Genomic DNA, 13,392 nt, shown 5'->3' with positions numbered 1-13,392 from the left:
GGGAGCGGTGACCGTGCGACGGGACTTCAAGGAGCCTGCCAGAACCCGCCCCGACCTGGTCATAGGCCGGGAGGAGATGTTCAACGCCGCCCGTGACCAGCTCGCCGGCGGTGGCAGTGTGCTGCTCCACGGCTCCGCCGGAATAGGAAAGTCGACCGTCCTGCGGGCGCTGAGCGCGGAATACGGCGACTCGGCGCGGACCGTGTTGCGCTGCTCGGCCACGGAGTCCGAATCGCATCTCCCCTTCCTGGCCCTCGCCGACCTCCTCGGTCTGGTCCTCGACGAGGTGTCCGAGCGGCTGCCCGCCGCCCAGCGCACGGCACTGGAATCCGCGCTCACCGGACGCGGCGAGTCCTCCCTCCAACGCGACGGACTCGCGCTGCGCCTGGCGGTCCTGTCCGCGCTCCGCGCGCTCGCCGCCGACGGCCCGGTCCTCGTCGTGGCGGACGATCTGCAGTGGCTGGACCCGGCCAGCGCGGAGCTCCTCGGCTTCGCCGCCCGCCGCCTCGGCGACACCCAGGTCCAGATGATCTTCGCGGTGCGCACCGAGGGCCAGGAGTACGACCGCTATCTGAACGCCTCCCCGCCGGACACCCTCGCGTTCCGGCTCAGTCCGCTCTCCCGGACGCAGGTCTCCGCGCTGCTCGACGACCGCGGCTACACCGGGCTGCCCCGCTCCACGGTCCGCGAGATCCACCGCACCAGTGGCGGCAACCCGCTGTTCGCGCTGGAGCTGGGCCGCGCCCTCGCCGAGAACCCCACCCCGCCCAGACCCGGCGAGCCGCTGCCGGTGCCCACGTCGCTACGCGCGTTGGTGCTGAGCCGGCTCGACATGCTGCCCGCCGAGGCGCGCCGCACCCTGCTGGTCGCCAGCGCGGGTGCCCGCCCGACGGTGGCCCTGCTGCAGACGGCGGGCCGGGAGAACGCCGAGGCGGAGACCGCCCAGGCCGCCGAACTCGGCCTGCTGGCAACGGAACCCGAGGGGCCCGCCGTACGGTTCGCGCATCCGCTGATCTCCGCCGCGCTGTACGCGGAGGCCCCCGCACAGGAGCGGCGGGCCGCGCACGCGGCGCTGTCCACCGCGGCCTCCGACCCCATCGAGCGCGCCCGGCACCTGGCCCTCGCGACCACCGGCACCGACCCGGAGGTGGCCGCCCGGCTCGCCGAGGCCGCCACCCTGGCCCGTGATCGCGGGGCGCCCTCGGTCGCCGCCTCCCTCGGACTGCTGGCCGCCCGGCACACTCCGGCCGACAGTGTGCCGGGTCCCGACGAGCGGCGGTTGCAGGCCTCCGAGGACGCGATCACCGCGGGCGAGCTGGACCTCGCCCGGGACATCGCGCGCGAGGTGCTGACCCGGACCTCGGTGCCCACCGAGCGGGTGCGGGCCTGGATCATCGTCATCGACACGGCCGGCCACTCCATGGCGGACGTCGACGCCGTCTTCCCGCAGGCCCTCGCCGACGCGGGCGACGACCCCCGGCTGCTCGCCCTGGTCCGCTACCAACTGGCCTGGCGCGCCCTGCTCGTGGAGGGCGACTTCGCCGAGGCCCGGGCGGAGACCGCGCGCTCGGCCGAGCTGGCGGCGCTCGCCGGCGACCGGCGCACCGAACTGCTCGCGCTCTCCTTCCAGGCGCAGACCGAGACCCTGATGGGCCATCCGGACGCCCCCCTCACCATCAAGCGCGCGCTGAAGGAGCCGCAGGACCCGAGGGTGGCGTGCCATCACAACGGCGCAGGCTCGGCCCGGTTCCGCTGGCTGGTGATGAGCGATCAGCTGCCCGAGGCCCGTGCCACCATCACCGCGCTGCTGCGCGAGGTACGGCGGCGCGGCTCGGTGGAGAGCGAGGTGCACTTCCTGCGCGGCTTCGCCGAGACCGAACTGCGCTCCGGTCACTGCGGTCGCGCCCTCGACCTGGCCCGCGAGGGCCTGCGGCTGGCCCGGGACTCCGGGATCGGCCAGACCGCGTCCGCGATGCTCACCGCGCTCGCCGAGGCCTCCGGCGGTGACGTCGAGGAAGCCCTCGCGCTGGCCCGGGAGGCGGTCGAGCACGCCGAGGAGGACGGCGACCAGATGTATCTGTCCCGTGCCCTCGGGGCCCTGGGATACGCCCAGCTGGTGGCCGGGGACGCGCACGGCACCGTCCGCTCGCTGCGCCGGGTCCGCGAACTGGAGCAGGCCCTCAAGGTGACCGACCCCGCACGCGGACGCTGGCACGGCGACCTCGCCGAGGCCCTCGTGCGGATCGGCGAGACCGCCGAGGCCCAGGACGTCATCGACGTGACCCGCGAGCGCGCGCTGCGGCTCGGCCGCGAGAGCGTCCTCGCCGTACTCGACCGCGCCGAGGCCCTGGTGCGCGCGGCCCGCGGCGAACACGACGCCGCCGTGGCACAACTGACGTCCGTTCAGGACCGGCTCGCCAAACTCGGCTACGGCCTGGAGGAGGCCCGCGCCGCCTTCGCACTGGCCACGCTGCGCACCCGGCAGCCCGGGCCCACGTCGTACGACGAGGCGACTCGTCTCTTCCGCCGCTGCCGTGCCCTGCCCTGGCTGCGACAGGTGGACGAGGCCGCCGTCACCCGCCCGCCGGAGCCCGCGCCCGCGGCCACCCCCGCGCCGCCCGCCCCTGACGGGCTCGACGGGCTGGCCTCGATGGAGCGTCAGGTCGCCGCGCTGGTCATGGAGGGCGCCACCAACCGGGAGATCGCCGCGCGGCTGTTCATCAGCGTCAAGACGGTCGAGGCGACGCTGACCAGGGTCTACCGGAAGCTGGGGATCCGCTCGCGGGTGGATATCGTCCGACTGGCGGCGGGGCGTCGTCCGAACTGAGGACCCTACGGGTTAACTGTGCGGCGACCGAGGGTTTTCCCTGCCCAACTCCCCTAGGGGGTTCCCTCATTGGGAGCAGGGTGTGCCGGGTTCTAGCTTATGGGTGTGCCGCTCGCCCGGGCATACGGGGGTCGGTCCCGCGACCCCCGTTGCACCCCCCACACCCGCGCGACCCCCACCGGCAACCCAATGAGGAGACTCATGTTCGGGCTCAACCGCGCCAAGAGAACCACCGCAGTCGTCGCAGCAGCAGCCGCTGCCGCAGCGACCGCACTGCTCAGCGCCCCCACCGCTGTGGCAGCCCCCCAGCCCATCGTCGGCGGTTCCACGACCACGACGACGTCGTACCCGTTCGTCATGCAGATCACGGACGCCTCGCAGAACCAGTTCTGCGGCGGCACGCTCGTCTCCGCCACCAAGGTGGTCACCGCCGCCCACTGCATGGTCGGCGAGACCACCAGCAGCGTGCGCGTGGTGGGCGGCCGTACGTACCTCAACGGTACGAACGGCACCGTCAGCAAGGTCAGCAAGATCTGGATCAACCCCAGCTACACCGACGCCACCAACGGCGACGACGTGGCCGTGCTGACCCTGTCGACGTCGATGCCGTACACCACGGCGTCGTACGTCTCCTCCTCACAGACCAGCGTGTACGCGGCAGGCACCACCGCCCGCATCCTCGGCTGGGGCACCACCTCGGAGAACGGCAGCTCCTCCAACCAGTTGCGGACGGCGACCGTGCCGATCGTGTCCGACACCAGCTGCAAGAGCTCCTACGGTTCGGACTTCGTCCAGACCGACATGGTTTGCGCCGGATACACATCCGGCGGCGTAGACACCTGCCAGGGCGACAGCGGCGGTCCCCTGCTCATCGGGGGCGTCCTGGCAGGGATCACTTCTTGGGGCGAGGGCTGTGCCGAGGCGGGTTACCCGGGTGTCTACACCCGGCTGACCACGTTCTCCAGCCTGGTGACCACACAGGTCAACTCGTAACCCGGAAGGTCTCCTGAGTACACCTCAGGGAAATACCAGGGTGCGTTGCGGGCTTCCACGAGCAGCCCGCAACGCACCCTATCCATGTGCCCGCTACTTGTCGGCGATGAGCTGTCCGGCCGCTCCCCAGCTGTCGGCGGGCACCTCGTGGATCCACACCTGCACGGTCTCGGCGGGGATCTTGTACGCGTCGACGAACGCGTCGGTGACCCGCTTGACCAGGTCGCGCTTCAGCTCGACGTCACGCGGTCCCTGCTGGATGGTCACGATGGGCATGCTGAACTCCCTTGAGTGGTGTGTCTGTCGGGTGACTCCAGTTCACCGCGCCGGGCGTCCCCGACCAAGAAGCAGTCCGCGAAGGCCACGATCAGTTCTCGTGATCGCCGCAGGCCAGCAGCAGGGTGTCGAGATACGGGGGCCGACGCGTGGCGTGCACGGCCAGGCCCGTCGACAGCGCGAGACCGGGCGCCTCGAACGGTACGAAGGCCACGCGCGGGTTGTGCAGCACGCGCGCGTGGGAGGCGTAGACGACGGTCCACAGCGGGCGGGTGCCGATGCTGGCGAGCGTGTCCTGGAGGGACCCGCTCACGGGTCCGGGCAGCGGCTCGAAGCCTGCCCGGTGACAGGCGCCGACGACGAGATCGACCAGCGCGGGATTGTTCCGGCGCTCGGTGAGCGCGAGCGGCAGCGCGGCCAGTTCGTCGACGCGGAGCTCGGGGCGCCCGGCCAGCGGATGCGAGGCGGGGACGGCGGCCACGAGGGGATCGGGCCACAGGGGCCGCACCCGTACGCCCGGCACCGGCTCGACGGCCCGGACGAACGCGGCGTCCAACTGCCCGCCCGCGACCCGGACCAGCCGCTCGCCGACCGGCAGCGAGAACAGCTCGACGGGCACGTCCGGTGCCCGCTCGGCGAACGCGCCGAGGACCCGGTCCAGATGCGCGCCGAGCCCGGTACTGGTGCCGATCCGCAGCCCCGGCGGCGGGGTGACGGCGGCACGGGCCCGCTCGGCGGCGGCCAGCACCGCCCGCGCCTCGGGCAGCAGCCGCTCCCCCGCCCCCGTGAGCCGGACCCGCCGGGGCGAGCGGTCGAACAGCTCGGCGCCCAACTCCCGCTCCAGCCTCCGGACTTGCTGACTGACCGCCGACTGCACGATGTGCAGCCGCTCGGCGGCCCGCCCGAAGTGCAGCTCCTCGGCGACCGCGACGAAGTAGGTGAGCTGCCGCAATTCCATGGGTTCGACTCTAGAGGGGGCTCCCGGACGCCTGTTTCAATGAGCCCCTCGATAGGGGTGACAGGCATGGTGTCCACGGACCGTTTTCTCGCCTTCGCGGCGATGTCGCTGCTGGTGATCGTGATCCCGGGGCCGAGTGTCCTGTTCGTCATCGGCCGCGCGCTCGCCCACGGCCGCCGCACGGCGGTGGCGACGGCGATCGGCAACGTCTTCGGCTCGTACGTCCTGGTGGCGGCGGTGGCGTTCGGCATCGGCTCGTTGGTGGAGCGGTCGGTCACGATCTACCTGACGGTGAAACTCGCGGGCGCGGCCTACCTCGTGTACCTCGGGGTCCAGGCCTTCCGCCACCGCAAGGACCTGAAGGCCTCGGCGATGCGGACGGCCGCCACGGCGGAACCGCGCGGCGACCTCCGCACGGTCCTCGACGGCGCCCTCGTCGGCGTCACCAACCCCAAGGGCGTGGTGTTCTTCGCCGCCGTACTCCCCCAGTTCGTGAACCACTCGGCGGGCCATGTCCCGCTCCAGATGCTCCTGCTGGGCCTCATCCCGATCTCCATCGGCCTGGTCACGGACACCCTGTGGGGCCTGACGGCCTCGGCGGCCCGCACCTGGTTCGCCGGCTCCGACCGCCGTCTGTCCCTGATCGGCGGCGCGGGCGGCTGCACGATGATCGGCCTGGGCGTGACGGTCGCGGTGACGGGCCGCGCGGACTGAACCTCTACTGCCCTACGACGGTCCCGAACCGGATGTCGTACGACGTCCCCGGGTGCATGGTGTCGAGCATCCGCGCCCCTTCGGCGGTCACGTCGTCCTTCTCGACCTTGGTCAGCTTGCCGAAGGGTTCGATGACGAGGTGGTGATGGCCGTCGGCGTCTTCGATCTTCCAGACGCCAGCGAGGAAGCCGTCGACCAGGAACGTGCGGTGGGCGACGTTGCCCTGCCAGGCGCGGCCCCAGTACTCGGCCGGTACGACCCGGGTGCGGTCGGCGTGGGAGAGGAGCAGGTTGTCGAACTCGGGCAGGAAGCGCGGCGGGGCCGGGGTGTCGGCGGCGGGGCGGGGCGCGTCCGGGAGGTCGAAGAGTTCGACGCCGTTCGGGTCGTAGAAGGTGGCGAGTCGCGGGCGCAGTCGCTCGAAGGCCTCGCGCAGCCGGGTCAGGCCGGCCCAGGTCTGCATGTCCTTGACGGAGGCCGGGCCGAAGGCGGCGAGATAGCGCAGCACGGTCGCGTCGGGGGTGGGCACGGGTTCGGCGGGTCGGTCGAGCCAGTGCTCGGCGGTGGTGAGCGCGACCTGGCCGCTCCGGCCCCACAGTCCGCGCGGGGTGACCTGGACGAGCGGGAGCGTGCAGCGGGCGGCGATCGCGAGGGCCTGCGGGTCGGCGTCGGGCCACTCGACGAGCAGCGCCTCGCGCAACTCCTTCATGGTGCGCGGCTCGGCCTCGACGAGTTCACGGGCGAGTACGGCGAGCCGGTCCAGGTCGACGCCGACGAGCCCCTTGCGGAAGGCGCCCAGCTCACGATCGCGGGCGGCCTGCACCAGCGGGCGCAGGGTGAGCGCGTCAGCGGCCGTGTGGGTGTGGATGGTGGACCGCATGGTGACGATCCGTACGACCTCTCGCTCCGCCATCAGCCCGGACAGCGCCCCGGGCGTGAAGCCGTCCAGGCGGGCGGCGAGCGCGTAGTACGGCGGCTTGACGTTCTGGGCCTGGAGGCCGAGGAGATGCTCGACGGCGGCGTGCGCGGGGAGGGCGGAGCGGCGCAGGAGGAGCTGCCGGTCGAGGGTGGCGCGGCTGAGAGCGCGGAGGTCGAGTACGGGAGCGGTCGGAGTCTTCGCCTTGGTCACACTCCGCACGCTAGCGACGATTGCGGACACCTTCGGTCCGCAACCCCCTCACCGCGCTCACCACTCTCACCGATTTCCGGAGCCCGTTCCGACGCCCGGGGCGTTTGCCCCGTATATCCTGCTCGTGCTCCGTGATCACGCAGACGCAGACGCAGACGTAGTCATAGGCCCGATCGAGAGGCACCGCGATGCCCCAGCGACGCGCCCGCCCCACCTCGAAGAACGGCTGGACCGACAGGATCGCCGGCACCGGCAGGATCGGCAGGGCCGCCAGGAAGTCCGGCTGGCGCCGCACGCCCGCCCCGCCCCCGGCCCCCAGGCCCGAGCCCCCGCCCTCCGCCACCGACGCACCCCTCTCCGAACCCTCCGACGCGGGCAGCGTCGTCCAGGCCGCGCTGTACCGGGACGGGGTGCGGGTCTCGGCTCCGGACACCCTCGCCGACACCTTCCGCGAACTGCGCGAACAGCCGTCCGGCATGGCCTGGATCGGCCTCGCCCGCCCCACCGAACGCGAACTCCTCTCCCTGGCCGCCGAGTTCGACCTCCACCCCCTGGCGGTCGAGGACGCGATGGAAGCCCACCAGCGTCCCAAGCTGGAACGCTACGGCGACACGCTCTTCGTAGTCCTCAGCGCCGCCCGGTACTTGGACACACCGGAGGAGGTCGACTTCGGCGAACTGCATGTCTTCGTCGGCCCGGACTTCGTGATCACGGTCCGGCACGGTGCGGCCCCCGACCTGTCGGCGGTGCGCCAACGCATGGAGGAATCACCGGAGTTGCTGAACCTCGGCCCCGAGGCGGTGCTGTACGCGATCCTCGACGCGGTCGTCGACGGCTACGCGCCGGTGGTAGCCGGCGTCCAGACCGACATCGACGAGATCGAGACGGAGGTCTTCCGCGGCGACCCGGCGGTCTCCCGGCGCATCTACGAACTCTCCCGGGAAATGGTCGAGTTCCAGCGCGCCACCCGCCCCCTGGTGGGCATGCTGCACAGCCTGATGGCGGGCTTCGCAAAGTACGGCACGGACGAGGAACTCCAGCGCTACCTCCGCGACGTCGCCGACCACGTCACCCACACCAGCGAACAGGTCGACAGCTTCCGCCAGGCCCTCGCGGACATCCTCACGGTGAACGCGACCCTGGTCACCCAGCAACAGAACGCGGAGATGCGGGCGTTGGCGGAGGCGGGGTTCGAGCAGAACGAGGAGATCAAGAAGATTTCGTCGTGGGCGGCGATTTTGTTCGCGCCGACGCTGGTCGGGACGATCTATGGGATGAACTTCCATCGGATGCCGGAGTTGGGCTGGCGCTTCGGATACCCCTTCGCGATCGGCCTGATGGGGGTGGTATGCGTGAGCTTGTACCTGATTTTCAAGCGGCGGGACTGGCTCTAGGCCAGGCAGCACCCCTCAAGCCCGTCGCGTGTTCTGCTCTCGCACCTCCCGAAAACAGAGCCATGACGGGCTCTGGGGAGTGCCTGGGGAGAATTCGGGGAGAGACAAATGACAGCCCGCTCCTTATGCCTGCGACATCGACCCGCCCGGTTTCCCGCGCGGCGCCCCCTGCAGAGCCCGTCAACCCGCAGCGCATCACAGACAGTGGCAGCCATGCAGAACGCCGTGCCCACCGGACTTTCACTCGGCCTGGTTCGCGAGGGCTACGACCTCGGCGCGTGGGACCACCAGTGCGGTTGAAACAGGCCCCGAACAGCACACAACCGGAAGGGGCCTCTGCTTGTCTGTGACAGCAGCCGGTCGGCGAGCACTGGCGCGACGACCTGGCGGCGCCTCCTGAGCATCCTCCGTTCCGTGGCGACCTGCGCCTTGGCTACGATCTGGCGCGATGAGGAAATGGCGCAGGGGGTTCAGGGGCGTGTCACGACGCGTCGGCTCGCTTCTCGCGCTGCGCTGCGTCGCCCTCCTCGTCGCCGCGGTGGCGGTGCTCCCGGTGTGCGCGCACATCGCGGACGAGACGGTCGCGGCGGGCGGGATGCCCGTGCCGGTCGTGGCGATCACTGTGGACACGGTCTCCGAGCCGGGCTGGGAGCACGAGTGCCCGGGCCCGGCGCATGGTCCTGGCGATGCGGGCTGCCGTCCCGTGGTCCGGGCCGTCACGGGCGCCACCTCGCCGACTCCGGTGCCGCCGGCCAAGGCGGTTGACCTGGCTGCGGCTGTCCTGAAGGCAGCGACTGCACCCCCGCGCGGGTCAGCGCGGACCCGCGGTGTCACCCCCGGCATTCACCAACTGCAGGTTCAGCGGATCTAGGCCGGTGTGCTCCGCGCGGCTGCCTCTGTGGCCGCGCCCGCCGATCCTTCCTGCCCCGTCCCCGCCTCCGTATCGCGGGAACGCGGGCTGCCCACCGACCGCTCGACCGCACCGTCGTGCCTTTCACGCACGACGGGGACAAGGACATGCCATGGGTTCCGCCGGAGCCAAAGCACAGCGTGCCGAACGCCGCGCCAAGATAGAGGAAATGCGTCGCGCCGAAGCCGCACGCGAACGCCGCAACCGGATCCTCACCGTCACCCTGAGCGGGCTCATCGTCGCCGGACTCGTCGGCGGCACCTGGTACTTCCTCCTGGACAACAAGAAGAAGCAGGACGCGAGGGAACAGGCTGCCGCCACCCCGGTCAAGGGCGAGAAGTCCTGGAAGAACCTGGGCCGCAACCACGTCAGCACCCCGGTCACCTACAAGATGTCGCCCGCGACCGGCGGGGACCACGACCCGACCTGGATGAACTGCAACGGCGACGTGTACGCCCAGGAGATCGACGAAGCCAACGCCGTGCACTCCCTGGAGCACGGCGCGGTCTGGGTCACCTACACCGACAAGGCCACCGCCAAGGACGTCAGTGCCTTGCAGACGCTGGTGAAGCAGACCCCGTACACCCTGATGAGCCCCTACGCCGACCAGTCCTCCCCCATCGTCGTGTCCGCCTGGGGCAAGCAGCTGGGTGTGAAGTCCGCGTCGGATCCGCGTGTGCGGGAGTTCCTCGCCAAGTACGTGCAGGGCAAGCAGACTCCGGAGCCGGGTGCCGTGTGCACGGGCGGGAAGTCCGTGTGAGCGGGGGCGCCGGCAATCGCGGCCCTGTCCGTTCCGTGGTGGCGCACCACCGGATCCAAGGCGTACGCCGCTCCCGGTGACCGGTCGCCCGGGAGTGCCACCTGGAGCACGTTCTCCGGTGCGTGGTCGGCCTGGAGGGTGGTGTGGGTGATGCCGTAGTCGTGCTGGAGGAGTTTCTCCAGGTCGCGGCGGACGGCGTGACAGTCGCCGCCGGCCTCGACCAGGACGTGGGCCGCGAGGGCGGTCTGCCCGGAGGTGCTCTACCAGATGTGCAGGTCGTGGACCTCGACGACGGTCGGCTGGGCGACGAGCCTGTCGCCCAGCGCGTCCGGGTCGATGTCCGCGGGCGCCGCCTCCAGGAAGATGCGGCCCGACTCGCGGATGAGCCCGTAGCCCGCCTTGAACATGAGGGCGACGACGACCAGCGTGGCGATGGGGTCGACGCGCGTGAAGCCCGTCAGGACGATGATCAGCGCGGCGATCGCGGTGCCGACGAAGGCGAACAGGTCGTTGAGGATGTGCTGGTAGGCGCCCTCGACGTTCAGCGGGGTGCGGTTGGCCTTGGAGATGCACCAGGCGGCCACCACGTTCACCACGATGCCGACGAGCGCGGTGCCCAGCATCGGCCCGCCCTCGACCTCCGGCGGGTCGGCCAGCCGGCGGATCGCCTCGTAGGCCGGCCACGTACCGAGCAGCAGGGTCAGCCCGTTGGCCTGGGCGGAGAGGATCTCGGCGCGCTTGAGGCCGTAGGTGAAGCCGCCGCGGGCCGGGCGCGCGGCCAGTCGCATCGCGATCAGGGCGAGCACGGATCGAGGCGGCGTCGGTGAGCGTGTGCGCCGCGTCCGTGAACAGTCCCACCCGACCCGACGTATACGACGAAGTGAACGCGCGTGACCTCCACCAGCCGGCTCGTCCACGACGAACGTCTGACCGCCCCGCGAGTCCGGTGGGTCATCGCCGTGCTCTTCGGCGTCCCCGTGGCCCTGGTCTTCCTTCCCTACGGGGGCATTGCCGCGGTCGTCGGCCTGCCTATCGGTACCTGCCTGGCGGACGTACAAGGCGGATCTGCGGTCCTTCATGGTGATGCGCGGCTTCATCCCCGGCGCGGTGCGTACCGGGGTCGTCGACCCCCACGGCCCCACCCCTACCTCTACGTCTACCTGCCCGCACGCCCGAGCTGCCGGCCGAGGCGTTCGGCGCGCGGTCGTGAGAACGCCCAGTAGGGGATGATGGGCGACCGTGCCACCTGATCACGTGACCGGGTACCAGGAACGTGCCGGAGCAGGCCGGGCCGGCCACGCGGGAGCGTGTGCGCGGGCCGGCCTGTTCGCCGTGCTCGGCACCGTGCTCGCGACCTTCGGGCATCACGCGATCGCCGAAGGCACGGTGCCCTGGCGGCTGGTGGGTGTACTGATCGCGGCTCAGTTCGCGGCGGTCTGGCCGCTCGCCCGTCGCCGCTACGCGCCGGTCGCGACGGTCATGGCCACGCTGGCCATGCAGGGCCTGCTGCATCTCGCCCTGTCCGCCACGGCCGGCGACGCCTCGACGGCGATGCCGCACGCGATGCACCCCGGGCACATGGCCGCGGCCTCCGGGGACGGGCACGCCTGGCACCACGCCGGGGCGGCGATGACGATCGTGCACACGTTCGCCGCGCTGACGGTGGCCTGGCTGCTGCACCGGGCGGACGTACGCATGACGGCCGCGCTCGGCACGCTGCGCACGCTGGCCGGGGCCGCCGCTGCCGCCCTGGCCCAGGTGCTGCCGCGGACGCCGGCCGAACCGGACCGCGCGCTGCCCCGGCTGCCCGAGGCACGTACGAACGGGTTCTTCGCGGCGAAACAAGCGCGGGAGGAGGTACTGGAACACGCGGTGGTGCGCAGGGGACCACCGCGGGAACGCCTTCCAGTCCTTCACCGGTTCCGGCACCTGCCGGACCGGATCCTCCCGTACCAGCAAGGAGTTCCCCTGTGTCCGCATCCACCCACCCGCTGGCGCGCGCCGGCGGCCGTGTCGCTCTCGCCGGCGCAGCCGCGCTGACGGCCACACTCGCTCTGGCCGCACCGGCCGCCGCCCACGCGGAGGTCGAGGCCGACCGCCCCCAGGCGCTCGCCGAGAACGTCACCCTCAGCTTCGTGTCCGAGGCGGAGTCCAGCTCGGCCGGTTTCACCACGCTGCGCATCGTGCTCCCCGAAGGCGTCACCCCCGGTGACGTGACGCTCGGCCAGGCCCCCGAGAAGTGGAAGCTGACGGCCACCGACGACGGCTACACCGTTGGCGGCCCAGCACTGAAGGCCGGAGTCGACGCCGAGCACACGATCAAGGTCCGGCAGCTGCCGGACGCGAAGGAACTGGTCTTCAAGACCGTCGAGACCTACAGCGACGGGAAGATCTCCCGCTGGATCGAACTGCCCACCGGTGGCGAGGAACCCGAGGAGCCCGCGCCGGTCCTGAAGCTGAAGGCCGCGGCCCCGGGCGCCAAGCCGGTCAGCCCCAGCCCTACCGAGAGCACGACACCCAGCGCCGCGGAACCCACTCCCTCTGCGGCGACATCCCGACCGGACGCTTCGACAGCCGCCAGTGACACGGCCGCGGACGAGGACGACGGCATGTCCTCGGGCGCGCTGATCGCTGTGACCGTCGTCGTCCTGCTCGTACTGGGTGGCGGCGCGTGGTGGCTGGTGAAACGGCGAGCTGCCTCGTCTCGGAGCTGACGTCCGAAAGCCGTCGCCCTGGGGCCACAACTGCCCCGGGGCGACGGCCTCTTACTCCACGAACGTAGGTCGGGCGGCCGGCGTCACAGTGGTACTCGACATCGAGGGAGCCACCATGACGGCCGCACGTCCCCGTCCGTATTCCGTGTCCGCTGCCGCATTGGCAGGGACTCTGCTGTGCGTGGCCACTGCCTGCGCCTCCGGGCCGTCGGCCTCCGTGGAGGCGGGCAAGGCGGAGACCACCTGGGAGGAGCCCGCCTCGTACGACTACACGCTGACCTCGACCACCCAGGTCCTGGCGGGGACCTTCCGGGTGAAGGTCCGGGACGGCACGGTGGCGCAGGTGACGGGCATCGACGCGGACAGCCGACGGCAGTCACGCGAACTGCCCGGTCAAGTGCCCACGATGGGCGAGCTGTTGAAGAGACTGGACCAGGCCCGCCGCGACCACGCGGACACGGCGGAGGCGGAGTACGCGGCCGACGGGCACCCTCTGCGGATCACGTTGGACGGGGACAAGAACGCCATAGACGACGAGGCCCTCTACGTCATCAGCTCCTACGATCCGACCGGCGGCTGACCCGGCTCACCCCACCGGTCTTGGGCCTCCGGCAACGTCCCGGCAGGCGGAGACCCGCGGAACGTCGACGGTCGCAACGGCTGCCGCGGCGCACAGGCACGCATCCTTCGCAGGACGCGCGTGGCGGGGTCCGCCGGGGG

Annotated in this window: 12 protein-coding genes and 2 pseudogenes; 10 read left to right on the top strand and 4 right to left on the bottom strand. The window is 71.5% G+C overall.

The features are described from left to right. Positions 1 to 7 precede the first annotated feature (7 nt). Both OC490_RS04710 and OC490_RS04705 read left to right on the top strand, forming a co-directional pair. On the top strand, positions 8 to 2,827 hold the full coding sequence (locus OC490_RS04710) for an ATP-binding protein (RefSeq protein WP_262056498.1): 2,820 nt from the start codon (positions 8 to 10) through the stop codon (positions 2,825 to 2,827). 201 nt (positions 2,828 to 3,028) lie between these two features. Then, a complete protein-coding gene (locus OC490_RS04705) occupies positions 3,029 to 3,820 on the top strand; it encodes a S1 family peptidase (RefSeq protein ID WP_262056497.1) in 792 nt (263 codons plus the stop codon). A 93-nt stretch (positions 3,821 to 3,913) separates the two neighbouring features. On the opposite strand, the pseudogene dmpI reads toward OC490_RS04705, so the two are convergent. Further along, a pseudogene (dmpI, locus tag OC490_RS04700) lies at positions 3,914 to 4,102 on the bottom strand (4-oxalocrotonate tautomerase DmpI); the annotation flags it as partial. Between the two features lie 85 nt (positions 4,103 to 4,187). Continuing rightward, positions 4,188 to 5,054 carry a LysR family transcriptional regulator gene (locus OC490_RS04695; protein ID WP_262056496.1) on the bottom strand — a complete coding sequence of 289 codons (867 nt, stop codon included), beginning with the start codon at positions 5,052 to 5,054 and terminating at the stop codon, positions 4,188 to 4,190. Positions 5,055 to 5,120: 66 nt separating this feature from the next. On the opposite strand from OC490_RS04695, the gene OC490_RS04690 reads away from it, so the two are divergent. Next, a complete protein-coding gene (locus OC490_RS04690) occupies positions 5,121 to 5,768 on the top strand; it encodes a LysE family translocator (RefSeq protein WP_262056495.1) in 648 nt (215 codons plus the stop codon). Positions 5,769 to 5,772: 4 nt separating this feature from the next. Here OC490_RS04690 and OC490_RS04685 read toward each other — a convergent pair whose 3' ends face one another. Next, positions 5,773 to 6,894 (bottom strand): winged helix DNA-binding domain-containing protein, encoded by a 1,122-nt coding sequence (locus tag OC490_RS04685; RefSeq protein WP_262056494.1) that lies wholly within the window; start codon positions 6,892 to 6,894, stop codon positions 5,773 to 5,775. A 188-nt stretch (positions 6,895 to 7,082) separates the two neighbouring features. Here OC490_RS04685 and OC490_RS04680 point away from each other — a divergent pair, with 188 nt between their 5' ends. From OC490_RS04680 to OC490_RS04670, 3 genes are all read left to right on the top strand, one after another. Beyond that, the gene (locus OC490_RS04680; protein ID WP_262056493.1) at positions 7,083 to 8,288 is read left to right on the top strand and encodes a magnesium and cobalt transport protein CorA; all 1,206 of its coding nucleotides are present in this window, start codon (positions 7,083 to 7,085) and stop codon (positions 8,286 to 8,288) included. A gap of 478 nt (positions 8,289 to 8,766) precedes the next feature. Then, on the top strand, positions 8,767 to 9,159 hold the full coding sequence (locus tag OC490_RS04675) for a hypothetical protein (RefSeq protein WP_262056492.1): 393 nt from the start codon (positions 8,767 to 8,769) through the stop codon (positions 9,157 to 9,159). Positions 9,160 to 9,367: 208 nt separating this feature from the next. Further along, entirely contained in the window at positions 9,368 to 9,958 is a 591-nt protein-coding gene (locus OC490_RS04670) for a DUF3105 domain-containing protein (RefSeq protein ID WP_262056778.1), read from the top strand. 77 nt (positions 9,959 to 10,035) lie between these two features. Here the strand turns inward: OC490_RS04670 and OC490_RS04665 are convergent. Further along, positions 10,036 to 10,816: pseudogene (locus OC490_RS04665) on the bottom strand (cation diffusion facilitator family transporter); the annotation flags it as partial. Positions 10,817 to 11,035: 219 nt separating this feature from the next. Here OC490_RS04665 and OC490_RS49510 point away from each other — a divergent pair. The 4 genes from OC490_RS49510 to OC490_RS04645 all read left to right on the top strand — a co-directional run bounded on the left by OC490_RS49510 (position 11,036) and on the right by OC490_RS04645 (position 13,252). Further along, the gene (locus OC490_RS49510) at positions 11,036 to 11,188 is read left to right on the top strand and encodes a hypothetical protein (protein WP_410098548.1); all 153 of its coding nucleotides are present in this window, start codon (positions 11,036 to 11,038) and stop codon (positions 11,186 to 11,188) included. A 9-nt stretch (positions 11,189 to 11,197) separates the two neighbouring features. After that, complete coding sequence (locus OC490_RS04655) at positions 11,198 to 11,998, top strand: hypothetical protein (RefSeq protein ID WP_262056491.1); 801 nt, start codon at positions 11,198 to 11,200, stop codon at positions 11,996 to 11,998. Then, complete coding sequence (locus OC490_RS04650) at positions 11,929 to 12,672, top strand: YcnI family protein (RefSeq protein ID WP_262056490.1); 744 nt, start codon at positions 11,929 to 11,931, stop codon at positions 12,670 to 12,672. Before OC490_RS04655 ends, OC490_RS04650 begins: the two co-directional genes overlap by 70 nt. 181 nt (positions 12,673 to 12,853) lie before the next feature. Continuing rightward, positions 12,854 to 13,252: a DUF6174 domain-containing protein gene (locus OC490_RS04645; protein ID WP_262056489.1), complete on the top strand. Its 399-nt coding sequence runs from the start codon at positions 12,854 to 12,856 to the stop codon at positions 13,250 to 13,252. Positions 13,253 to 13,392: the final 140 nt, after the last annotated feature.

The sequence above is a fragment of the Streptomyces sp. STR69 genome, from assembly GCF_024519455.1.
Lineage (GTDB): Bacteria > Actinomycetota > Actinomycetes > Streptomycetales > Streptomycetaceae > Streptomyces.
The sequence above is the reverse complement of the archived record's forward strand: the minus strand, read 5'-3'. Positions and strand labels throughout refer to the sequence as shown.

Coding starts and splice junctions, on each gene's coding strand:
- OC490_RS04705 (WP_262056497.1), top strand. CDS start 3,029: ATGTTCGGGCTCAACCGCGCCAAGAGAACCACCGCAGTCGTCGCAGCA.
- OC490_RS04695 (WP_262056496.1), bottom strand. CDS start 5,054: ATGGAATTGCGGCAGCTCACCTACTTCGTCGCGGTCGCCGAGGAGCTG.
- OC490_RS04690 (WP_262056495.1), top strand. CDS start 5,121: ATGGTGTCCACGGACCGTTTTCTCGCCTTCGCGGCGATGTCGCTGCTG.
- OC490_RS04680 (WP_262056493.1), top strand. CDS start 7,083: ATGCCCCAGCGACGCGCCCGCCCCACCTCGAAGAACGGCTGGACCGAC.
- OC490_RS04670 (WP_262056778.1), top strand. CDS start 9,368: ATGCGTCGCGCCGAAGCCGCACGCGAACGCCGCAACCGGATCCTCACC.
- OC490_RS49510 (WP_410098548.1), top strand. CDS start 11,036: ATGGTGATGCGCGGCTTCATCCCCGGCGCGGTGCGTACCGGGGTCGTC.